General features: G+C 73.8%; 21 protein-coding genes. 10 read left to right on the top strand and 11 right to left on the bottom strand.

Features of this window, described 5'->3' with window-relative positions; genetic code table 11:
• Positions 1 to 16: 16 nt before the first annotated feature.
• Positions 17 to 685: an HD domain-containing protein gene (locus BLS21_RS08685; RefSeq protein ID WP_217636054.1), complete on the top strand. Its 669-nt coding sequence runs from the start codon at positions 17 to 19 to the stop codon at positions 683 to 685.
• A 46-nt stretch (positions 686 to 731) separates the two neighbouring features.
• On the opposite strand, the gene BLS21_RS08680 is transcribed toward BLS21_RS08685, so the two are convergent.
• Positions 732 to 1,397 (bottom strand): EcsC family protein, encoded by a 666-nt coding sequence (locus BLS21_RS08680; protein ID WP_091216580.1) that lies wholly within the window; start codon positions 1,395 to 1,397, stop codon positions 732 to 734.
• A 250-nt stretch (positions 1,398 to 1,647) separates the two neighbouring features.
• On the opposite strand from BLS21_RS08680, the gene BLS21_RS08675 reads away from it, so the two are divergent.
• The 3 genes from BLS21_RS08675 to BLS21_RS08665 all read left to right on the top strand — a co-directional run bounded on the left by BLS21_RS08675 (position 1,648) and on the right by BLS21_RS08665 (position 4,424).
• The gene (locus BLS21_RS08675) at positions 1,648 to 2,817 is read left to right on the top strand and encodes a DUF445 domain-containing protein (RefSeq protein ID WP_175479506.1); all 1,170 of its coding nucleotides are present in this window, start codon (positions 1,648 to 1,650) and stop codon (positions 2,815 to 2,817) included.
• 130 nt (positions 2,818 to 2,947) lie between these two features.
• A complete protein-coding gene (locus tag BLS21_RS08670) occupies positions 2,948 to 3,805 on the top strand; it encodes a carbohydrate kinase family protein (RefSeq protein ID WP_175479505.1) in 858 nt (285 codons plus the stop codon).
• Positions 3,806 to 3,905: 100 nt separating this feature from the next.
• Positions 3,906 to 4,424, top strand: a complete 519-nt coding sequence (locus tag BLS21_RS08665) for an HAD domain-containing protein (RefSeq protein ID WP_091216575.1) — start codon at positions 3,906 to 3,908, stop codon at positions 4,422 to 4,424.
• A 29-nt stretch (positions 4,425 to 4,453) separates the two neighbouring features.
• On the opposite strand, the gene BLS21_RS08660 is transcribed toward BLS21_RS08665, so the two are convergent.
• From BLS21_RS08660 to BLS21_RS08645, 4 genes are all read right to left on the bottom strand, one after another.
• Positions 4,454 to 4,954, bottom strand: coding sequence for a lipase chaperone (locus BLS21_RS08660; RefSeq protein ID WP_091216574.1), 501 nt, complete (start codon positions 4,952 to 4,954; stop codon positions 4,454 to 4,456).
• A gap of 582 nt (positions 4,955 to 5,536) precedes the next feature.
• A complete protein-coding gene (locus BLS21_RS08655) occupies positions 5,537 to 8,785 on the bottom strand; it encodes a TM0106 family RecB-like putative nuclease (RefSeq protein WP_091216571.1) in 3,249 nt (1,082 codons plus the stop codon).
• A 119-nt stretch (positions 8,786 to 8,904) separates the two neighbouring features.
• Positions 8,905 to 9,522 (bottom strand): hypothetical protein, encoded by a 618-nt coding sequence (locus tag BLS21_RS08650; RefSeq protein WP_245700203.1) that lies wholly within the window; start codon positions 9,520 to 9,522, stop codon positions 8,905 to 8,907.
• A gap of 98 nt (positions 9,523 to 9,620) precedes the next feature.
• Positions 9,621 to 9,833 carry a hypothetical protein gene (locus BLS21_RS08645; RefSeq protein ID WP_091216569.1) on the bottom strand — a complete coding sequence of 71 codons (213 nt, stop codon included), beginning with the start codon at positions 9,831 to 9,833 and terminating at the stop codon, positions 9,621 to 9,623.
• Between the two features lies 1 nt (position 9,834).
• On the opposite strand from BLS21_RS08645, the gene BLS21_RS08640 reads away from it, so the two are divergent.
• The 5 genes from BLS21_RS08640 (at position 9,835) to BLS21_RS08620 (ending at position 14,304) form a co-directional block, all read left to right on the top strand.
• The gene (locus BLS21_RS08640) at positions 9,835 to 10,038 is read left to right on the top strand and encodes a cytochrome P450 (protein ID WP_245700201.1); all 204 of its coding nucleotides are present in this window, start codon (positions 9,835 to 9,837) and stop codon (positions 10,036 to 10,038) included.
• The gene (locus tag BLS21_RS08635; protein ID WP_091216566.1) at positions 10,035 to 10,427 is read left to right on the top strand and encodes a type II toxin-antitoxin system VapC family toxin; all 393 of its coding nucleotides are present in this window, start codon (positions 10,035 to 10,037) and stop codon (positions 10,425 to 10,427) included. The genes BLS21_RS08640 and BLS21_RS08635 overlap by 4 nt, the downstream gene beginning before the upstream one ends.
• Before the next feature lie 293 nt (positions 10,428 to 10,720).
• The gene (locus BLS21_RS08630; RefSeq protein WP_139177067.1) at positions 10,721 to 12,616 is read left to right on the top strand and encodes a PKD domain-containing protein; all 1,896 of its coding nucleotides are present in this window, start codon (positions 10,721 to 10,723) and stop codon (positions 12,614 to 12,616) included.
• 131 nt (positions 12,617 to 12,747) lie between these two features.
• Positions 12,748 to 13,254: a cupin domain-containing protein gene (locus tag BLS21_RS08625; protein ID WP_217636053.1), complete on the top strand. Its 507-nt coding sequence runs from the start codon at positions 12,748 to 12,750 to the stop codon at positions 13,252 to 13,254.
• Positions 13,255 to 13,263: 9 nt separating this feature from the next.
• Positions 13,264 to 14,304 carry an NAD(P)-dependent alcohol dehydrogenase gene (locus tag BLS21_RS08620; RefSeq protein WP_091216558.1) on the top strand — a complete coding sequence of 347 codons (1,041 nt, stop codon included), beginning with the start codon at positions 13,264 to 13,266 and terminating at the stop codon, positions 14,302 to 14,304.
• A 41-nt stretch (positions 14,305 to 14,345) separates the two neighbouring features.
• Here the strand turns inward: BLS21_RS08620 and BLS21_RS08615 are convergent, their stop codons facing one another.
• Both BLS21_RS08615 and BLS21_RS08610 read right to left on the bottom strand, forming a co-directional pair.
• Positions 14,346 to 14,744, bottom strand: a complete 399-nt coding sequence (locus BLS21_RS08615) for a type II toxin-antitoxin system VapC family toxin (RefSeq protein WP_091216555.1) — start codon at positions 14,742 to 14,744, stop codon at positions 14,346 to 14,348.
• The gene (locus tag BLS21_RS08610; RefSeq protein WP_091216553.1) at positions 14,741 to 14,977 is read right to left on the bottom strand and encodes a FitA-like ribbon-helix-helix domain-containing protein; all 237 of its coding nucleotides are present in this window, start codon (positions 14,975 to 14,977) and stop codon (positions 14,741 to 14,743) included. The genes BLS21_RS08615 and BLS21_RS08610 overlap by 4 nt, the downstream gene beginning before the upstream one ends.
• Positions 14,978 to 15,120: 143 nt before the next feature.
• Here BLS21_RS08610 and BLS21_RS08605 point away from each other — a divergent pair, with 143 nt between their 5' ends.
• A complete protein-coding gene (locus tag BLS21_RS08605; protein ID WP_245700200.1) occupies positions 15,121 to 16,083 on the top strand; it encodes a phosphorothioated DNA-binding restriction endonuclease in 963 nt (320 codons plus the stop codon).
• Positions 16,084 to 16,085: 2 nt separating this feature from the next.
• Here BLS21_RS08605 and BLS21_RS08600 read toward each other — a convergent pair whose 3' ends face one another.
• From BLS21_RS08600 to BLS21_RS08585, 4 genes are all read right to left on the bottom strand, one after another.
• Entirely contained in the window at positions 16,086 to 16,457 is a 372-nt protein-coding gene (locus BLS21_RS08600) for a DUF5615 family PIN-like protein (RefSeq protein WP_091216551.1), read from the bottom strand.
• Positions 16,454 to 16,888 carry a ribbon-helix-helix protein, CopG family gene (locus tag BLS21_RS08595; RefSeq protein ID WP_091216548.1) on the bottom strand — a complete coding sequence of 145 codons (435 nt, stop codon included), beginning with the start codon at positions 16,886 to 16,888 and terminating at the stop codon, positions 16,454 to 16,456. The genes BLS21_RS08600 and BLS21_RS08595 overlap by 4 nt, the downstream gene beginning before the upstream one ends.
• 79 nt (positions 16,889 to 16,967) lie before the next feature.
• Positions 16,968 to 17,969, bottom strand: a complete 1,002-nt coding sequence (locus BLS21_RS08590) for a DUF3048 domain-containing protein (RefSeq protein ID WP_245700198.1) — start codon at positions 17,967 to 17,969, stop codon at positions 16,968 to 16,970.
• A 927-nt stretch (positions 17,970 to 18,896) separates the two neighbouring features.
• A protein-coding gene (locus tag BLS21_RS08585) for an IS5 family transposase (RefSeq protein ID WP_091216539.1) occupies positions 18,897 to 19,726 on the bottom strand; the annotation gives its coding sequence in 2 pieces (ribosomal slippage) (positions 18,897 to 19,367 and positions 19,370 to 19,726; 828 coding nt in all).
• Between the last annotated feature and the right edge of the window lie 70 nt (positions 19,727 to 19,796).

The following is a 19,796-nucleotide window of genomic DNA, read 5'->3' as shown; positions in this document are numbered from 1 at the left end:
TGGGAGAGGAGAACGGATGACCGCGACGCTGGAGGCCCGTCGCACCATGGGGTCCGGAGCGCTGAGCGAGCGCTACGACCGGGCCCTGCTGTTCGCCGCCGAGCACCACCGGGGGCAGCTGCGGAAGGGCTCGCGGGTGCCGTACCTGACCCATCTGATGAGCGTCAGCGCGTTGGTGCTCGAGCACGGCGGCAGCGAGGACCAGGCGATCGCCGGGCTGCTGCACGACGCGGTCGAGGACGCGCCGGCCGGTACGGGCGGCACGGTGCTCGCCGACATCCGGTCGCGGTTCGGCGACGCTGTCGGCGACATCGTGCGGGCGTGCTCGGACGGCCTGCACGCCGACGGCAACCGGAGCGGGACGTGGGCGGAGCGCAAGCGCGGCTACGTCGACGGCCTGGCGACCGAGCCGGCCGACGCCCTGCTGGTCAGCGCGGCCGACAAGACGCACAACGGCCTCTGCATCGCCGCCGACGTGCGCCGCTACGGGCCGGGCTTCTGGGCGACCTTCAACGCCGGCCGCGACGAGCTGCTCTGGTACTACACGAGCGTCGAGCGGGCGGTGGCCGAACGGCTGCCGGGCTCCTCGATCGCCGAGGCGCTGCGCCGCGCCGTCGACGAGCTGGTCGCCGCGGCCGGCACCGAGCGGACGGCCGTCCCGGTCGGGATGCCCGTCCGCGACTGAGGAAGGCCGACGTCCGACCGCGATGGTGCGGACGTCGGCCCCGCTGTCAGCCCTGCGGGAAGTTGTGCTCGGCGTATCGACCCGTCGCACGCATGGCTGCAGCGTTCACCCCGGCACCGACCCCGGCACCCACGAGCGGCACCCACCTGCCGAGGTTGATGACGCCCTTCGTGCCGAACTTGGTGAACAGCCGGAAGCCCACCTTCTTGTTGATCTCCATCAGCGTGCGTCCGGGCAGCTTCCGGAGGACGGACAGAGCCGCCTTGGTGCCGAGCGCGGCCCCGAACTCCGCGGCCAGGGTGACTCCCCCGGCCCCCAGCAGGGACAGCAGGACGACGCTGCGGACCTCGTCGGAGTCGATGTCGTAGCCACGGAGGTGCGCCACGGCAGCGACGCAACGAGCCGACAGCGCGTAGAACACCGCCACGTCCGTCGGGATCGTCACCGGCATGGTGAGCGGCCCGCCGAACCCCGTGGCGAAGCCCGTCGCAGCGACCAGCCGGGTGTGCGTGGCGATCACCCGCTCGATCGCCTTCTCGGCGTCCCCGTGCTGCGCGAGGTGTTCCTCGGCGACCTGCCGGGCGCCCTTGAACGGCCCGAGCCCGTCCACGCCGCTGGACAGCAGCGCAGCGACGACCTTCTCCACCGCACTCTCCTGGTGCCCGTCCGGGGCGTCCGCCCCGGGCTGCGTCCGCCCGTCCTCGTCGTCCATGGGCCCCTCTCCGCTCCGCTCGTCGTGCTCCGCTGCCGGATGCGTCGGCACGGCAGGAGCAGGGCTCCACCCGCCAGCGGGCAGACGTCACTCGGTAGGACCAGTCGGTCCCGTTGGAGGCACCGCCGCGGGAACGCACGCGGACCGGGGGCTCCAGTTGTGCGGGTGGGATGCCGATGGACGATCGGTGAGCTCCACCAGCACCACGTCCGACGCAGACCGGCGCACGGGTCTCCGGACCATGAGACTCGTGGCCACCGGCCTGCTGCTCGTCGCGACGGCCGTGTTCGCCGTCTGCGAGGTGATCGGCACGCAGGCGGGGTCGTGGGTCGGCTACGTCCGCGCGACCGCCCAGGCCGCCATGGTCGGCGCCCTGGCCGACTGGTTCGCTGTCACGGCACTGTTCCGCCACCCACTCGGCCTACCGATCCCGCACACCCCGCTCGTCCCGCGGTGGAAGGACCGCATCGGCCCGTTCCTCGGGACCCACGTCCGCAGGCACCTGCTGACGCGCGAGTTCGTCGACACGAGGTTCGCGGAGTTCGACGTCCCCGGATGGCTGGGGACCTCCCTGTCGGCTCCCGGCCGCGCCGAGCGCTGGGGGCGCGGTGCCGCTGTCGCTGTCGCGAGCGGGATGGAGGTGGCCGAGGACCGCCTCGCCCGGACGATCACGAGGAGATGGGAGACCTTCCAGGCCGCTCCGCTGCTGGCCACGGTCCTCGAGTCGCTCGTCGAGGACGAGCGCAGGCGAACGCTGGTGAGCACTGCTCTGCGCGAGGCGGCGAGCCTGCTCATCGGCAACCGTGACCGCCTGCGAGCCCTGCTCGCCAGGCTGTCTCCCTGGTACGTCCCTCGCATCGTCGACTCGAAGGTCTTCGCGCCCGTGCTCCACCTCGAGGAACTGCTGACCCGGCTCGGCGACGAGCAGTCCGGGGACCGTGCGAGGCTGGACAAGGGGATCCTGGCGCTGGCCACGAGGCTCCGCACCGACCCCGACCTGATCGAGCGGGTCGAGGGCGCGAAGGCCGAGCTGGTCGGGAACGAGCACCTCCGCACGCTGGCCCGCTCGCTGTGGCGCACGGTCGAGCGACAGGTCACCACCTCCGCCGACGACCCCCGGTCGGAGTTCGAGGTCCGCGTCGCCGCAGCGGTCCCGCTCCTCGCTGAGCGCCTGGCCACGGATCCGGCCCTGCGCGAGCTGGTGCAGCAGCAGAGCCACCGTGCCACCGGGTTCGTGGTGGAGCGGCTGGGTGACGTCGCCGACCTGGTCGGCGAGACGATCGCTCGCTGGGACACCAGAGAGTCGACCCGCACCCTGGAGCTCCGGATCGGGCGCCATCTGCAGTTCCTCCGCGTCAACGGACTGGTCGTCGGCGGACTGGCAGGGCTCGTCATCCACGCGATCACGCAGGTCGTATGACCTCGATCCGGTCCGGCGTCGTGCGGCGCGGCCACGCCACAGCCGCACCGTGGTGGTGCGGACCGGCCATGCTGCCGTCGTGGTGCCGAGAGACGTACTCCCCTGGTCTCGTCCGGCCGGCTCAGGCCCGGTGGTCGCGCTGGGCAAGCTGGTGGCCGACCAGCTCCTGGAGCTGACCGCGCCCCTGGTGGTCGGTGGCCAGCAGCGGGTCGCCCGGACGACGACGGCGGGCGGCGCCCCGGCCAACGTGACGGCGAACCTGGCGCGCCTCGGCGCGCCGGCCCGGCTCGCGGGCTGGGCCGGTGCGGACCCGCTCGCCGACGGGCTGCTGGCCGGTCTCGCCGAGCGCGGCGTCGAGGTCGCGGTGGTGCGTCGCGGGCGGGCGCCGCTGTCGACGGTGCTGGTGCACCCGGACGGCGAGCGCACGCTGCTCACCGACCGCGGGGAGGGCGGGCTGGAGCCGGCCGACGTCCGCCCGGAGTGGTTCGCCGACGCCGCCGTCGTCCACCTGGACGGCTACGACCTGCTGCGCTTCCCCCACGCGGTGCAGGCCGCAGCGTCGGCGGCGCACGACGTCGGGGGGCCGGTCAGCGTCGACGTCGCCGCTGCGCCCCGGATCGAGCGTCACGGTGCCGGCGCGTACGTCGAGCTGCTCGGCGGCCTGCGGCCCGACGTCCTGTTCTGCAACGCGGCCGAGGCGCAGACGCTGGGACTGACCGGGGACCTGCCCGGGTGGGCGCCGGAGCTGGTGCTCGTGCACGCCGGTGCGCGGCCGACCCGGGTGCTGACGCGGGCCGGCGCCCGTGACGTGCCGGTGGAGCCGCTGCCGCAGGGACGGCTGCGCGACACCACCGGCTGCGGGGACGCCTTCGCCGCCGGCGTGCTGGCCGGCTGGCGCGCCGGGGTCCCCGTGCTGGACGCCGTCCGGACCGGTCATGCCGCGGCAGCCGTGGTCGCCGGTGTCATCGGCGGGCAGCCGCCGCCCTGACCGTCGGCGCTGGTCGCTGCCCGCGAGACGAACCGAGCTCGAGCCCCGGCCGGCGACGGGTGTGGGTTCCTCGACCGCGCTGCGGCAGCAGGATGGGGGGATGGCCTCGACCGGCGACGTCCCCATCCTGCTGCTCGACGTCGACGGCGTGCTCAACGCGGCGCGCGTGGACCTCCCCGCCGGCTGGGTGAGGGGCACGTTCAACGGCTACGTGCTGACCTGGGACCCGACGGTCACGGCGCGGCTGCGGGAGCTGCACGAGTCCGGCCGGGTGGAGATCCAGTGGCTGACCACCTGGACGACGGACGCCGACCGGCTGCTGGCCGAGCCGATGGGGCTACCCCGCGGCCTGGTGACGCACGCCCGCGCCGACTCGGCCCCGACCGGGTTCGCCGGCGTGTTCGGCGGCCGGTCGGGCTGGTGGAAGCTGACCGCCGCCCGGGCCGTCGCCGAGGCGGAGCCGGACCGGCGGATCATCTGGGTCGACGACGACCTGGCGATGCAGGCCGCCGACACCGGCGACTGGCTGGCGGCGAACCCGCACGTGCTGGTCGTGGCGCCGGACCTGTTCGTCGGGCTCACGCACGAGCAGCTGGACGCGATCGAGGCCTGGCTGTGACGGGTGCGGGACCCCGCACCGGGGTGGCCTCACATGTGGCAGACGGACTCGGCGACCATGGCCACGAACTCGTGGGCCTGCTCGTCGGGGACCGAGGGGAACAGCCTCTCGACGCCCTCGGACATCCTGAACTGGTCGTACTGGGGCTGCCCCAGCCGGACGCAGATCCCCTGGGCGACGACCCAGCCCGTGTGGGGGTCCAGCGGGATGCCGATCTGGCGCATCGCGTCGGCGAACTCGACGGGCACATCCAACGTGGGGGTCGTCTGCTCGGTCGTCGGAGCCGGTGCCGCGGCGGGCGGGCTGGCGGGGGGTGGGGACGTGCTCGCGGCGGCGGGGGCGGGCGCGACGGCCTGATCGGCGGCCGCGTCGTCGGACCGATCCCCGGTGGAGAGGACGAGCACGGCAGCCAGTGCGGCGACGACGAGGACGCCGACGGCGATCAGGAGCAGGCGCCTGCGGCGGTCCCTCGGCGCTGGGCGGCGGGCGTGCCGGTGTCGGTCAGAGGGGGAAGAGCTCTTGTCGGCCATGTGGGTGGACTCCCGGACGACTCGGCGGTGACCACGGGCGCCCCCGCTGACGCCCGAGGCCGCCCGTGAGGCGGGGAGCCTACGCGTCGATCGCTCCATGGGTCACCGGTCGCCGCGCCCTCCACCACCCACGCCCGGAGGTCTCGGCGTGGTCGCCGGCCGCTCCGGCCGGTGGGAGCTCACCGCCGCGGACGCCGTCTCCACGCCCGGCGAGCAGCAACACCCGCGGCGACTCCGACGATGACGAGCGGCGAGCCCCGTTGCCTGACGACCCCTCCGCTGACCTCTGCCCCTGCTTACACCAGGAAGCAGCAGCAGAGGTCCACTGGGAGGGTCCCCGCAGCCTCGTCCCCTGCCCCGCACCGTGGGCAGCGGATGGGCGTGCGTCAGCCCCTGCCCCGCACTGTGGGCAGCGGCCGAGCGGCGACACCGTGGATCCGGCTGCGCGCCGGCGCGGTGAGACGCCGTCACGACACCGAGCAGACGACGGCCGCCGTCTCGACGCGTCGCCACTGCCCGCTCACCGGCGTCGAACTCCTCGACCCCTGACGGCCCTGGAGCCCGGACAGCGCATCCCCCTGCTCAGCGGACCACGGTCGCCATCTCGACCAGCCGGCACAGCGCGTTGACCTGGCGCAGCTGCTCCGGCGTCCGGACGGCGGCGTCCAGCAGCTCCTCGCTCATCACCACGACGGCCAGCGCCTTCGCGCGCGAGACCGCGACGTTGAGCCGGTGCAGGTCGTAGAGGAACGAGACGCCGCGGGGTGCGTCCTCGGCCGAGGTCGAGGTCATCGAGTAGACGACGACCGGCGCCTCCTGGCCCTGGAACTTGTCCACCGTGCCGACCCGCGCGCCGTGCGGCAGCGCCCGCCGGATGAGTGCGACCTGGTTGTTGTACGGCGCGACCACCAGCACGTCGTCCGGCCCGATCGGCCGCTCGAGACCGTCGGCGTCGGTCCAGCCGACGCCCTGCAGCGAGTGCCACAGCTCGGCCACCGCCGTCGCCTCGTCCGGGGACGCCGCCATCGACGGCTGCACGTGCTCGACGAACCGGACGGCGAGCCCGCTGGTCCAGCGGTCCACCGCGATGCGGTCGCGGCCGGCCGCCGACTCCAGCCGCCCCTCGTAGGCCAGGTCGGAGACGAACGCGGTCAACGCCGGGTGCATCCGGTAGGTGCGGTCGAGGAAGACGCCGCGGTCCTCGGGCACGGTCAGGTGCCCGTCGAGCAGGTGCTCCAGCGCCGAGAGCCCCGACTCGCCCGGGTGCACGGCCTGCGTCGGCTGCGCGAGCTGCTGCGGGTCGCCGAGCAGCACCAGCGAGCGGGCCGACCGCGCCACGGCGACCGCGTTGGCCAGCGAGAACTGCCCCGCCTCGTCCACCACCAGGACGTCCACCGCCTCGGCGAGGTCCTCGCGGCACCAGAACCACGACGTCCCGCCGACCAGGGACGCGGAACCGTCCAGCAGCCGGGAGGCCACGTCGGAGGAGTCCTTGGACCACTCCACACCGGGCGCGCCGCAGGCCTGGTGCTCCTCGCACTTCTGCAGCGCCGGCCGGCCGACGGCGCTCAGCACGTTGCCGATCACCGCGTGGGACGTCGCCGTGACGCCGACCTTCTTGCCGGCGTCGAGCAGCGCGCGGATCAGCCGGGACGCCGCCCGCGTCTTGCCGCTGCCGGGCGGCCCCTGCACGGCGAGCACCTGGCCGTCCAGCGCCAGGCCGAGCCGGACGACGGCGTCGCCGGCCTCCTCCCCCGGCAGCCGGCGGGTGTCCGCGGGGACGACGCGGTCGAGCAGCCGCTGCCCGAGGCAGGACCGCCCGGCCAGGACGGCGTCCGCGGTCGCGGCGATCGACTCGCGCATGGCCTTGTCGTCGAGCGGGCCCTCGGGACCGAGCCCCCGGGCCGACGCCGGCGGCTTGGTGCTCTTGACCACGACCCGGCCGGCGACGGCGTCGATCTCGCGGACCTCACCCATGCGCACGTGGGTGTCGACGTCGACGACCCGGGCGCCGACCGACAGCTTGGTGTCCTGCGGCGGGAAGTAGAACTCGTAGAGCTTGCTGCGCTTCTCGGCGCCGATCTCGAACCCGCCGGAGATCCCGCCGAGCGCGGTGCGGTCTTCGACGAGCTGCTCGTCCTCCAGCTCGCTGCGGGAGAAGAACTCCCACCAGCCGGGCCGGGCCTCGCGGCGGTGCCACTGCACCAGGTCGCCGAGGAGGGGGTGGCCGGCGTCCTGGAGCCGCTCCACCAGCGCGAACTCCGCGGCCTCGGCGTCCGACCGCGGCGCGGGGGCGGCGACCTCGGCCGCCGATGGCCGGGGCAGCACGCCGTACCGCGCCGCCAGCTCGGTGCGCTGGGACTCCAGCCAGTCGTGCAGCTCGCGGGTGGAGTCGACGTCGTCGCGGTTGTAGTCCTCGATGGCCTGCAGGCGGACCGGGTCGCGGTCGATCAGCCACTTCTCGTACTCGACGACGCTGCTCATCGCGTCGGCGACGTCGCCGGTGTGCTCGCGCCCGTAGAAGGCCTCGACCTTCTTGATCGAGTAGGACTCCTTGCTGATCCGCATCGACTGGCGGACGACGGGCAGCAGGTCGACGAACCGGCCGGCGCGCAGCAGCTGGTCGAGCTCGGCCTCGCGGACGCCGTACCGCCCGGTGAGCCGCTTGAGCGCGCTGACCTCGTAGGCGGCGTAGTGGTAGACGTGCATGCCGGGGTCGGCGCGCCAGGCCTCGACGACGCGGTCCACCAGGTCCTCGACCATGCGGCGTTCGGCGGCGGCGTCGTGCGCCCAGAGGGCGGTGAAGCGCCCCTGCCGGTCGCCGAGTCCGGCCAGGTACTCCAGCCCCTGGCCGTCGCCGGACAGCGGATCGCCCTCGAAGTCGAGGTAGAGGTCGCCGGGGCTGGGCTCGGGGAGCCGCAACAGCCCCTGGGCCATCAGCGGCGGGAGCAGCGTGCGCGTGGGCCGGTCGACCTGGCGGCCGCGCAGCTGCTCGCGGGCCTGGTCGCGCAGCCGGGTCCGCGCCGAACGGCCGAGACCGGCGGCCTTGAGCGCGTGGTCCGGGGCGTCGGCGAGCTGCGCGAGCGTGGCGATGCCGGCGGCCAGCAGGGCGGCGCGCTGGTCGCGGCGCATGCCGGCGACCAGGCTGAGGTCGTCGTTGGCCCGGAGCTCGGCGGTGCAGCGCGGCTGCCAGGTGCACTGGTCGCAGTGCGCGATGGGCACGGGTCCGGTGACGGGGACGTCGGCGACGAAGCCCTGCAGCCGGGCGCGGGCGCGGCGGGCGTAGGCGGCGACGTCGACCAGCCGCCACGGACGCTGGGCCCCGTCGCCGGTGACGACGTGGATCCGCGCAGGGGTGCGGCCCTGCAGGACGGCGACCCGGTCGGCGTAGGTGGCCATCTGCAGCAGCGCCGGCACCTTGACGCGGCGGGCCAGCTTGGCGTCGGCGACCTCGTAGGACCAGTCGCCCAGGTCGGACGGCAGCCCCGTCCGCAGGAGGAAGTCGGCCTGGCCGCCCCAGGTGCCGTCGAACAGCGTCGCCTGGTGGACGACGTCGACGCCGGCGCGCATCGCCTCGACCGTGGCGGCCTCGTTCCTGCTGCCCTGGAGCCGGGCCACCTCCAGCCCCAGCTGCTCCAGGTACTCCAGGTAGCTCAGCTCGTGCGCGATGCCCAGGTCGGCGACGAGCACCGTCTGGTCGCTCACCCCCTCGGGCGGGGGCTGCAGCCGGCCGTCGGCCACCTGCAGGTTCAGCGCGGTGAGGTGGGAGCACTCCTGGTGCCGGGTCAGGTCACTGGGGCTGAGGACCAGCCGCCCGTCGACGCGGTACACGGCGTCAGCCCTCGGCGGGCAGGGATGGGTGCGACAACGTTCCCCCGTGGTGCGGAGTGCAGGGCCTCAGGGACCCTGTCACGGACGACGCCGTTCCGGGACCTCCCGCGCCGAGGAGGTCACTGGCCCGGGCACGGGCGGAAGCCGAGGGTCGACTGCCCCGCCGCCACGGGGGTGATCAGCTCCTGGAGGCGTGCGCTCTCGTCGGCCGGGAAACCGTCGGCCTGCCAGGCCGGGAGCTGGTCGACGATCTGACGCGCGTACCCCTGCACCACCGCGGGCGGCGTCCCCTGCCGGACCTCGAGGCACGACGGGGTCCCGGCCGGCGCCGAGGGCGCCGGCGCCTGCCCGGTCATCGTGCGGAAGAGGGCCAGCCGGCTCGCGGTGGCGTACCGGGGGTCGAGTGACTCACCGCTGACCACGACGGACAGCACCTGCAGGGCCGACCGCTGGCGCACGCCCTCGTCCCCCGACGCGAGACCCTGCAGCCCGTCCCGCAGCAGCGGGCCGGCCGGCCCGGCGGCGTCCGGTCGCGCGGTGAGGTCCGCGATGAGGCCGTCGACCGTCTGCGGCGGGGCCGGCGCCGGCTCCTCGACGGGGGAGGGAACCGACGGCGACGCCGGTGTCGAGGCCGCACTGCTGCTCGTGGCCGCGCTCGGAGGGCGGCCGTCGTCCGCTGTCGCCAGGGCCACCAGGCTGCTCACGCCCAGGGCCGCGGCGGCGGTGGCTATGGCCACCTCCCACCGGCGTCGCCGGCGCGGTGGGGCAGGAACTGCGCGATCGAGCTGCCGCACCTCCCCGAGGGTAAGGGGACAGGACGGGCATCCAGGCGTCCTCAGCGACGGTCGTCGTGCGGAGCCCCGGGTGGTCGTGTCGCCGCCGCGATCAGCAGGGCCGCGGCTCGGTCCGTGCGGGCGTCGTCCCCGGTGACGAACCGGTCCAGCGCCAGCCCGCGCAACCCGCTGACGAGCAGGGTGGCGCGGGCCTCGGCCGATGCGGGGTCCTCGCACAGGTCCCGGACCAGTGCCGCGGCGATCGGAGCGACCAACGTGCCGGACGAGGTGCACGCGGCACTGCGCCGACGCGCTCAGGCCGCGGGCGTCTCGCTGTCCGAGTACGTGCTGCGCGAGCTCGAACGGGTCGCCTCCCGGCCACCGATCGAGGAGGTCCTGGCGAGGTCGGCGTCGCGGCGGTTGGACATATCGATGGCCGACATCGTGGAGACAGTCCGGGCCGAGCGCCCCGAGCGTTGATCGTCGTCGACGCCTCGGTCGTGGTGAGCGCCCTCCTGGTCGACAGGCCTGAGGGTGACGCCGCCCGGGAGGCACTGCGATCGGACGCGGCCCATGCCCCCCACCTGCTCGACGTGGAGGTGACCTCCGCCGTCCGTCGCTGGGTGCTGGCCGGCCGGTTGACGGTCGAGGAGGCACGGTCCTCGATCCGCGACCTCGGTGACCTGGCGGTCACCCGGCACGGGCACGAACCGCTCCTCGACCGGGCCCTCGAGCTCCGCGACGCGGTCAGCGCCCACGACGGCACGTACCTCGCACTCGCCGAGCTCCTGGGCGCCACCCTGGTCACCGGCGACGGCAGGCTGTCCCGCGCACCGGGTGTGCGGTGCCCGGTGTCGGTGATCGGCTAACCGCGCCGCCGTCCCCGGGGAGGGGGCGGCCTGCAGGAGCCACCCGGCGGTCCCGGACGCCTCACGGAGGCTCCGCCGGATCCGACAACGCGCACGTCCAGAGTTCATCCGGAACTGCCGCGACGGATCACTGCCCTGGGCGGCAACTGCTGGGTCTCATCCCCCCACCAGCCACTTCTGACGCACTGCCACCACCACGTGTGTCGGCCCCTCGGTCGGGTTGCACGTCGGAGCAGCATCCGTGCCCCCATCCTCCCGGCGTCTCCGGGGGGTCGACGGCAGGACGGAGCAGCATGCGGAAGAGACGAACAGCCGCGGTCATCCTCGGAGCCACGGCCCTCGTGGCCATCCCGGTGTCGGCCACGGCGCAGGTCTCGGCGACCACCTCGGCGACGTTCTCCGGCGCCCAGCCGGAGCGGGACGGCGCTGGGGAGGTGTACTGCGGCGGCGCCGGCCAGAACCCGTGCGCCAGCGGCGCCCCTGTTGAGGTCAGCTGGGGGATCGGTGGCAGCAATGATCGCAGCAGCCTGGCCTTCTACCCCAAGGACGAGGCCCGCTTCGGGCAGGACTTCTCCCTCGGGACCCTGAGGCACACCAACACCGTCGTCGGGGAGTACAACGGCATCACCGCGGTCCACTTCCAGGTGGACACGAGGGTCCGGGACGGTGACCGGTCGGTCGAGTTCTCCGCCCCACTCCCCATGTGGCTCGGCGTCCACGAGGTGATCGACTACCTGGACCACTGCCCGTACGGCAGCGTCGACGGGAAGTGCGCCGACGCGGTCAGCCTGCCGCGGCCCAATGCGTCGTTCCCGTTCGCGGCGGGCAATGTGAGTTACCTCCTGGAGATCGTCGGGTTCCGCGGACTGGACGGCGTCCCCAAGGACAACACCGTCAGCCCGGAGAACCGATCGACCGACGTGGAGCTGATGGCCCGGCTCACCAAGACGCCGCGGCTCGCCGCCGACGCGGGTCCCGACCGGACCGTCGACGAGGGGAGCTCGTCGGTCGCCCTCGACGGCTCGGGGAGCCGGTACAGCGACCTCGCCTACGAGTGGCGGCAGGTGTCCGGTCCCGCCGTGACCCTCGACGACCCGACGGCGGTCCGCCCGACCTTCCCCGTGGGCCTCTTCACCGAGGACCAGGTGCTCGAGTTCGAGCTCACGGTTCGTGACCGGCTCGAACCGGCCTACGTGGCCTCGGACCGGGTGCAGGTGCTGGTGCGCGACCTCAACGACCCGCCGGTCGCCCAGGCCGACACCGGCGGGGACGGGTACGAGGTGCCCGAGGGCGGCGAGGTCACGCTGGCCGGGCGCGCCACGGACCCCGACGACAACATCGCCACGGTGACCTGGGACCTCGACGCCGACGGGTCCTTCGACGACGGCACGGGCGAGGCCCCGGTCTTCTCGGCGGTGGGCCTGGACGGCCCGTCCGTGGTGACCGTCTCGATGCGCGTGTGCGACGACTTCGACGTCTGCGCCGAGGACTCGGCGGAGGTCCGTGTCGTCAACGTGGCCCCCACGGTCGACCTGGGGAACGACCTCGAGGTCTACCGCAACGACGTCGTCCCCCTCAGCGGCGCCTTCGAGGACCCCGCCGGGTCGCTGGACGATCCCTACACCGCCGGCTGGAGCGGCGAGGAGCCCCTGACGCCGACGACGGCCGAGGCCGCGTACGGCGACCCGGTCGAGCGCGAGACGTCCTACCCCCTGGAGGGCACGTACACGGTGGGCCTCAAGGTGACCGACGATGACGGCGGATCCGGCAGCGACAGCCTGACGGTGACCGTGCTGAACCGGGCTCCGGACTGCACGGCCGGCGCTCCCACGGTCTCCCGCCTGTGGGCTCCCGACCACAAGCCGGTCCCCGTTGGTGTCACCGGGCTCACCGACCCCGAGGGCGACGACCTCAGCGTGACCGTGACGGGGATCCGGCAGGACGAGCCGGTCCGCGAGACCGGGTCGGGCCGCACGGGACCGGACGCGTCCGGGGTGGGAACGGCCACGGCGCTGCTCCTGGCCGAGCGCTCCGGCCGCGGTGACGGCCGCGTCTACCACGTGGCCTACACCGTGGACGACGGCCACGGTGGCCGGTGCAGCGGCACCGTGACCGTGGGCGTCCCGCACGACCAGCGCGGCGCGGCACCGGTCGACCAGGGGGCCGTGTACGACTCGACCGTCAGCTGATCCGCCCCGCGGTGGTGCCCGGGTGCCGACCGGCACCCGGGCACCACCGCACCGCGCCGGCTCGTCAGGGACTTCATCCGCGCCTCCTCGCGGCAGTACCGTCGTCCCCCGCCCTCCATGGGGAGGAGACGATGGACGACCGGACAGCCATCCCCTCGGCGCCGCGCATCCTCGAGGCCGGTGACGGCGTGGTCATGGGGGACCCCGACGGGGTCCGTGACCGCTTCATGATCGACGGCGCGGACGCCGGCGGCCGCTTCGCGCTCGTCCAGCACCTGTTCGCGCCCCGGGCGCTGGCCGCCCCGCTGCACCGTCACCACCGGGAGGACGAGTACACCTACGTGCTCTTCGGACGCATCGGCGCCGTCCTCGGGGACGACGAGGTGGTCGCGGAACCCGGCGATCTGGTGTTCAAGCCGCGGAACCAGTGGCACACGTTCTGGAACGCCGGTGACGAACCGGCTGCGGTGCTCGAGCTCATCTCACCGTCCGGGCTCGAGGAGTTGTTCCGCCAGCTCGGTCGCCTCACCGAGCCACCGACGCCCGAGCAGATCGCCGGGATGGCCGCGCCGTACGAGTGCGATGCCGATCCCGAGGGAACCCAGCGCATCGTCGAACGACACGGCCTGAGGTTCTGAGGAGCGCGCATGCGAGCGGTGCAGTACCGGACCATCGGCGGCGGACCCGAGGTGGTGGAGGTCCCGACCCCGGAGCCGGGACCGGGGCAGGTCCGGCTGCGGGTGACCGCCGCCGGGCTGTGCCACTCCGACTGGTTCGTCATGGACCTGCCCGCCGACAAGTACGCCTACGGGCTGCCGCTGACGCTCGGGCACGAGGGCGCCGGGGTCGTGGACGCGCTCGGGGACGGCGTCACCGGTGTGGCGGCGGGCGACGCGGTCGCCGTCTACGGCCCCTGGGGGTGCGGCCTGTGCCACGCGTGCGCGCGGGGTGCGGAGAACTACTGCCCGCGGGCGGCGTCGCTGGGCATCCAGCCGCCCGGGCTGGGCTCCCCGGGCGCGCTGGCCGAGTACCTGGTCGTGGACGACGTCCGGCACCTGGTCCCGCTCGGCGACCTCGACCCGGTGCAGAGCGTCTCGCTCACCGACGCGGGGCTCACGCCGTACCACGCGATCGTCTCCAGCCTCGACAAGCTGCCCGCCGGGAGCACCGCCGTGGTGATCGGCGCCGGCGGCCTGGGGCACGTCGGCATCCAGGTGCTGCGCGCGGTCACCGGCGCGACCGTGGTCGCGCTCGACATCAGCGAGGAGAAGCTGGCGCTGGCGTCGGAGGTGGGAGCGCACTCCGTGCTGCGGTCCGACCCGTCTGCCATCGAGGCGATCCGGTCGCTGACCGGCGGGGTGGGCGCGCAGGCGGTGTTCGACTTCGTCGGCGCCGCGCCGACCGTGGAGATCGCGCGGAAGTCGGTGGCTCTGGACGGCGTGGTCCAGATCGTCGGGATCGGCGGCGGGCTGCTGCCGACCGGCTTCTTCTCCACGCCGATGGGGGCGTCGGTGCGGGCGCCGTACTGGGGCACGCGGACCGAGCTGATGGAGGTGCTCGACCTCGCCCGGGCCGGCGCGGTGCACGTGGAGGTCGAGAAGTACACGCTCGACGAGGCACCCGAGGCCTACCGCCGGCTGCACGAGGGGGCGGTCCGCGGCCGCGCGGTCGTCGTGCCCGGGGACTGATCCGCCGCTCCGATCGGCGCCCGGCAGCGTCCCGTCGCGGCTCAGTGGTCAGGTGTCCGGAAGGCGCACCGCGGACCCGGTGCGTCGGCGAGCCTCCGGTCGAGGGTCCACAGCGGCGCGCCCAGCTCCTCGGCGAGAGCGACGAAGGCGGCGTCGTAGGCCGTCACCGTGGGGTGCAGCTCCCAGACCCGGTCGCCCAACGGCTCGAAGGGGAAGGGCGTCACGGGCAGCTGCACGAGGTCGCGGTGCGCCAGTGCGGCGGCATCCCGCCCGAGTCGCCGGGAGAGGACCGCGCGCCGGAGCACGTTCGATACCTCGACGTGCAGGTGGGCCGGCGCCGTCAGGGTGTTGCCCCGGAGGCCGCCCCGCGCCCACGTGCCGTCAGGGCCGTCATCCACCAGCGCGGCGACCACCGCGGAGGAGTCGACGACGATGGTCACGTGCGGTCGTGGTCGCGCAGGTCGAGGATCTCCGCCGCCGGCAGCCTGGTGCCCGTCGTCCGGACCCGGTGCTGCACCCGGTCCCACAGGTCGGCGGGGCTGGGCCGCCGGGCCAGCTCGGTCAGCTGGGCGCGGACGTACTCCTGCAACGACTGACCGGCGCGGGCCGCACGGGCAGCCAGCTCGTCGCGTGTCTCGTCAGGGACGTCGCGGATGGTCATCGACACGGGCACGCATGCAAGTTAGCAGCATGAGCAGCGGATTGCTGCTCGCCGTCCCTGCGGTCACCGGCGTCGAGCCGACAGCACGCCGCCCCTCGGCGGCCTGACCCATCCCCGACGCCCGAGCAGCTCCCTGAGATGGCCGCACTTCCCTAGTGCGACCCCCGACCCCCACGGGAACCGGCACATCCAAGCGGCACGGCCTCGCGCCCCGGTCTCGTCGCTCTCCGTCGTGTCCTGTCCAGCAGGTCCTCGAGCGACTCTCCTCGCTCCGGCAGCACCAGCAGGACGGGCGCCGCTCGCCGCACGAGCCGCTGCTGGTCCTCCTGGCGCTCGGTCGGCTGGCGACGACCGGGACCAGTGCGCTGCCCTGGTCGGAGGCCGAGTCGCAGCTGGCCGACCTGCTCCAGGAGTTCGGCCCGACGTCCAAGACCGGTCGCGCCCAGAGTGCGGCCTACCCCTTCACCCGCCTGCGCTCCGATGGCGTCTGGACCCTCGACCGCGACGTCCCGATGGACACCGTCAGTCCGCTGCGGGAGGGGGTCACCGGCCGGCTGGAGGCATCACTCGAGGCGGCGCTGCGCGACCGACCTGAGCTATTGAGCCAGGCGGCTCGCGGACTGGTCGAGAGCCACTTCCTGGGCACGGTGGCGCCGGACGTCCTGGTGGCAGTCGGTACGGACCCGGACCTGCTCGAGGGCCGTTCGGTCAGCGGGAGCCCCGACCAGCGACGGCGCAGCGGCACCTGGCCGGCTGCCGTCATCGCGGCGTGGGACCGACAGTGCGCCTTCTGCGGCTTCGATGGCGCCGCCGGTGGAGCCGTGGTCGGGATCGAGGCTGCGCACGTCCGCTCGTTCAAGCTGGGCGGCCCGGACGACCTCGACAACGGCCTCGCGCTCTGCTCGCTGCACCACAAGTTGTTCGACCGCGGGATGCTCGGCCTGGACGACGACCTCGCCGTCGTGGTGTCCCAGCGCTTCTCCGCCCGCACGCCGCAGGGCCGGACTGTGTACGACCTTGCACGGCCGACGGCCGCGACCGGGCACTCCCCTGCCGGCCGAGCGGCACGTGCCTGGCACCGCGAGCAGGTCTTCCAGGGGATGGCGCTGGCGAGCTGACGTCATCTCCGAGGAGGCTCTTGGAGCCACTGGACGAGGCCGGTGCCCCGCTCGCTGCTGTCGTCCCCGCCGGCTCGCGCCTCGAGCCAGGAACAGGGGGCCGTGAGCAACCGCGGCAGGCCGCTCGGGGTGCGCGGCCAGCGGCGTGCGTTGACCAGCAGCAGGCCGGCGTGCTCGTCGACGTCCAGGGGCGCGTAGTCGACGACGTTCTCGGTGACCACGACGCGGCCGTGCTCGCGGGCCCAGCGCGCCACCTCGGCGTCCTCCCGGCCGACGAGGTCCGGCAGTTCGACGACGGCGACGACGTCGTGGCCCTCCGCACGTAGCTGCTCCGCGAGTCGCCGCGGGTACATCTCGTCGAGCAGGAGCCTCACCGGTTCGGACCGGCCAGGACCTCCTGCTGGCGCCGCCAGGCTGCCTCCAGCTCCTCGGCGGCCCGGTCGTTGGCGGCGATCCTCGCGTCGACCTCGTCCCAGTGGTCGGCGTAGTAGGCGACGGCCGCCCGCACCTGCGCCTCCGTCAACGACGTCATCTCGGCGACCGCGGCGACGACGTCCTCGTGGCGCTCCTCCTGGACACCCCGGAGGGTCCGGATCACCTCGTCGACGTCCGGCCCACCCACCAGACCGGCCCGCCGGCCACCCGCGCCGTCGCGGAAGGTGATCCCCGGATGGGCCTCCCGGCGCAGCGCCTCGTCGAGCAGCCGCTCGATGGTCGATGAGACCGAGGCGCCGCGCCGTCCGGCCAGGTCGGCAAGTCGGCGAAGGACGTCATCCGACACGCGGACCGAGCGAGGACTACCCATGACTACATCGTAGTCGTGGTGATGCCAGTTCCTTCAGGGCCGACGCAGCCGGACGCCCGGCATACGTCACTTCCGTGGGTCATCCGGTGGCGACTGCGCCGCCGCTGTTGGGGACCAGTTCGACCCAGGTGGTCCCGGGCCCCAGGGTCACCGGTTCGCCGTCCGCCCCGGTCAGCGTCACCCGGTCCTCGGTCTCCGGCTTGGACCAGGTCGCCTCGACCGTGTGCCCGCCGGAGGCGACGAGGGCCCGGCCGGTGCCGGTCAGGATGGTCTCCGGGACGGGGTTGCCGGCCGGGTCGCGGGCCTCGGTCGCGACGACGTCGACGCGCAGGACGACGACGTTGGTGGCGCCGATCCGCCGGCCGTCCGCCTCGACAGATGGGCTGCTCCCCTCGCTGCGCAGCCAGCGGCCGTCCGCAGAGCTCCAGGTCCACCAGGGGTGGCTGACCCCGGACAACGTGAGCTCCAGGGTGGTCGTCGGTTGCCCCGCGGCGACGGCGGTGGGTCGTTCGCCGGCCGCGGAGTAGTCGAACTGGGCGTCGGGTGCGGCTCGGTGGGCGGCATCGGCCTGGTCGACGAGGGTCTGCGGCACCGCGTAGACGTTGTGCGGCGCCGCGCGGGTCGTCGTCCGGTGGAAGCCGTCGGCCCCGGAGTCCTGGCTGAGCGCCTGCAGTCCCGCGTCCTGGGCGGCGGTGACGTAGGTCGGCACGCCACCGGAGAACGCGAGTAGCCCGTCCAGCGGCGCGGCGATCGCGGGGTCCATCGGCCGGATCGACCGCACCGGGCCGATCTCGGGCGGGAGGTCGGAGTGGTAGACGGCGACGAGCCGGGTGATGCCGCCCTCGACGACCTGCTCCCACACCACGTCCGCGGCGGCCAGCCCGGTCTGCGGTCGGGCGTCGACGGAGTTCTCGATCTTCACCGCGAGCGCCGGGCGGTCGGCGACCGCGTCGGCCGGGACCCCGGTCAGCGGCCAAGCAGGCGCGGACGGCTGCGTCAGCGTGGCGATGACCGAGTTCAGGAACGGCAAGGCGGACAGGTGCTTCTCCGCCGCCGGCCACGTGACCACACCGGCGGCCATCAGCACCACGAGCAGGGCCGCTCGAAGACCGCGCCCGGACCTCGACCGCCGGCGGCCCTTCGCCGCCTTTCCCTTTCTGGACCGGGAGCCCTTCGTGGTGCGGGCACCCTTCCTCGGCCCGGAGCGGGACCGGGGCGCGGTGGACCTGGGCACGTCGGGACTTCCTGGCTCGGCGAGGCGTTGCCTCCCCTGTATCGGCACGACTCACCGGGCTCGGCACCACGACTCCGCGAGACAGCCGAGCGCCGACGCGGACGACGCACGTCGCCGCGTCGGCGATTGACACAGCGTCTTGCCCGGGAGCCACCGCCCAGCCGTCCGCGCGACAACAGTTGACGGCTCCGGCACATCGCTGCCGAGGACTCTTCGCGCGGGGCGAGGACACCGACGCGGGCATGGCGCCACGAGGACGAATGGACGCCGACCGGCCGGTTGTCCGGCCGATGGGCAGCAAGACCGGCTGGCTCCGGTCCCTAACCAGCTGGCCCCGGCAGAGCCGGGCGGGGCCAGCTGGTTAGGGACCGGGGGTTTGCCTCGGCGGGGTTCGGGCTGCCTCCCTGGTTTCTTTCGTGCTCGGCCCCCATCTCGATCCGGCACGAGGTCGGTCCAGGCAGGAGTCGGACCCGTAGGCGGCAGAACTCCACGGCATCGATGAGCCGGTCGGCGGATCCACCGTCGTGCCCAGAGCCTTCGCCTTCGCCGGAGCCCGCCTCGCAGGCGCAGCGCCGACTCCGACAGCGTCGCGTGCTGCATGAGCGCATCTCTGTCCGTGTAGTCCCCGGTACAGGCCGCACCCACGCACCCTTGCCATCCACCAGCCCCGACGCGCGTCCGTGACGCCGCCAGCTACGCCAACCCATGACAGCCGAGTACCTCCGGCCGCAGTGGCCGGAGGGCTCGAGCAAGCCCCGCTTAGAAGACATTGCATTAGTCAGTCGGTAGCCGGCGGGCGCAGATGAGGGTGACCGCGAGCCGGACCAGCGCGTTGATCGTCGTGGCGGTGCGGTCGTAGCGCAGAGCCAGGCGTTTGTAGGCCAGCAGCCAGCCCAGCGTCCGTTCGACGACCCAGCGGTGGCGGCCCAAACGCACGCTGGAGTCTCGGCCGATCCGGGCGATGCGGGCGGTGATCCCGCGGCGGCGCAGGTAACGACGGACCCGTGGATTGTCATAGCCCTTGTCGCCGTGCAGCTTCAGCGGCCGTCGCCGCGGGTGGCCCCGGCCGCCGCGCTTGATCGCCGGCATGGTGTCGAGGATCGGCTCGACGAGCATGCTGTCGTGCCGGTTCGCGCCGGAGACGAGCACGTTGAGCGGCAGCCCGTGCGCGTCGACGAGCAAGTGGTACTTGCTGCCGGCCTTGCCCCGGTCGGTCGGGTTCGGGCCGGTCAGCTCACCCCCCTTTTGGCGCGGACGCTGACCGAGTCGAGGTTGGCTCGCGACCAGTCCAACCGGCCCTCGGAGCCGAGCTGGTCGAGGACGGCGGTGTGCAGGCGGTCGAAGACGCCTGCGTCGGCCCACTCGTGCAGCCGGCGCCAGCAGGTCCAGCCCGAGCCGTAGCCGAGCTCGGTGGGCAGCTTGGTCCAGCCGATGCCGGTGGAGAGCACGAAGGCGATGCCCTCGAGCACGTCCCGATCTGAGGTCCGGGGCCGGCCGGTGCGTCCGTGGATGGCAGGGCGACGCGGTGGGACCAGCGGCTCAACCAGCGCCCACAGCTCGTCGCTGATCAGCCGCGGCGGCGGGGAAGACGCCGACGACGACATGCCGCGCACGCTGCGCCGATCCCTTGCGGACGGCCAGGGGCCGACGACCTACTTCCGCAACGTCTTCTAA

The organism is Geodermatophilus siccatus, assembly GCF_900103785.1.
Lineage (GTDB): Bacteria > Actinomycetota > Actinomycetes > Mycobacteriales > Geodermatophilaceae > Geodermatophilus > Geodermatophilus siccatus.
Note: the sequence above shows the minus strand (reverse complement) of the source record. Positions and strands in the feature narration are given on the sequence as shown.

Bases quoted from the DNA above. Each gene is read 5' to 3' on its own strand.
- BLS21_RS08620 (WP_091216558.1), top strand. From the start codon at position 13,264: ATGCGAGCGGTGCAGTACCGGACCATCGGCGGCGGACCCGAGGTGGTG.
- BLS21_RS08685 (WP_217636054.1), top strand. From the start codon at position 17: ATGACCGCGACGCTGGAGGCCCGTCGCACCATGGGGTCCGGAGCGCTG.
- BLS21_RS08625 (WP_217636053.1), top strand. From the start codon at position 12,748: ATGGACGACCGGACAGCCATCCCCTCGGCGCCGCGCATCCTCGAGGCC.
- BLS21_RS08680 (WP_091216580.1), bottom strand. From the start codon at position 1,397: ATGGACGACGAGGACGGGCGGACGCAGCCCGGGGCGGACGCCCCGGAC.
- BLS21_RS08595 (WP_091216548.1), bottom strand. From the start codon at position 16,888: ATGGGTAGTCCTCGCTCGGTCCGCGTGTCGGATGACGTCCTTCGCCGA.
- BLS21_RS08660 (WP_091216574.1), bottom strand. From the start codon at position 4,954: ATGGCCGACAAGAGCTCTTCCCCCTCTGACCGACACCGGCACGCCCGC.
- BLS21_RS08630 (WP_139177067.1), top strand. From the start codon at position 10,721: ATGCGGAAGAGACGAACAGCCGCGGTCATCCTCGGAGCCACGGCCCTC.
- BLS21_RS08665 (WP_091216575.1), top strand. From the start codon at position 3,906: ATGGCCTCGACCGGCGACGTCCCCATCCTGCTGCTCGACGTCGACGGC.
- BLS21_RS08590 (WP_245700198.1), bottom strand. From the start codon at position 17,969: ATGGCCGCCGGTGTGGTCACGTGGCCGGCGGCGGAGAAGCACCTGTCC.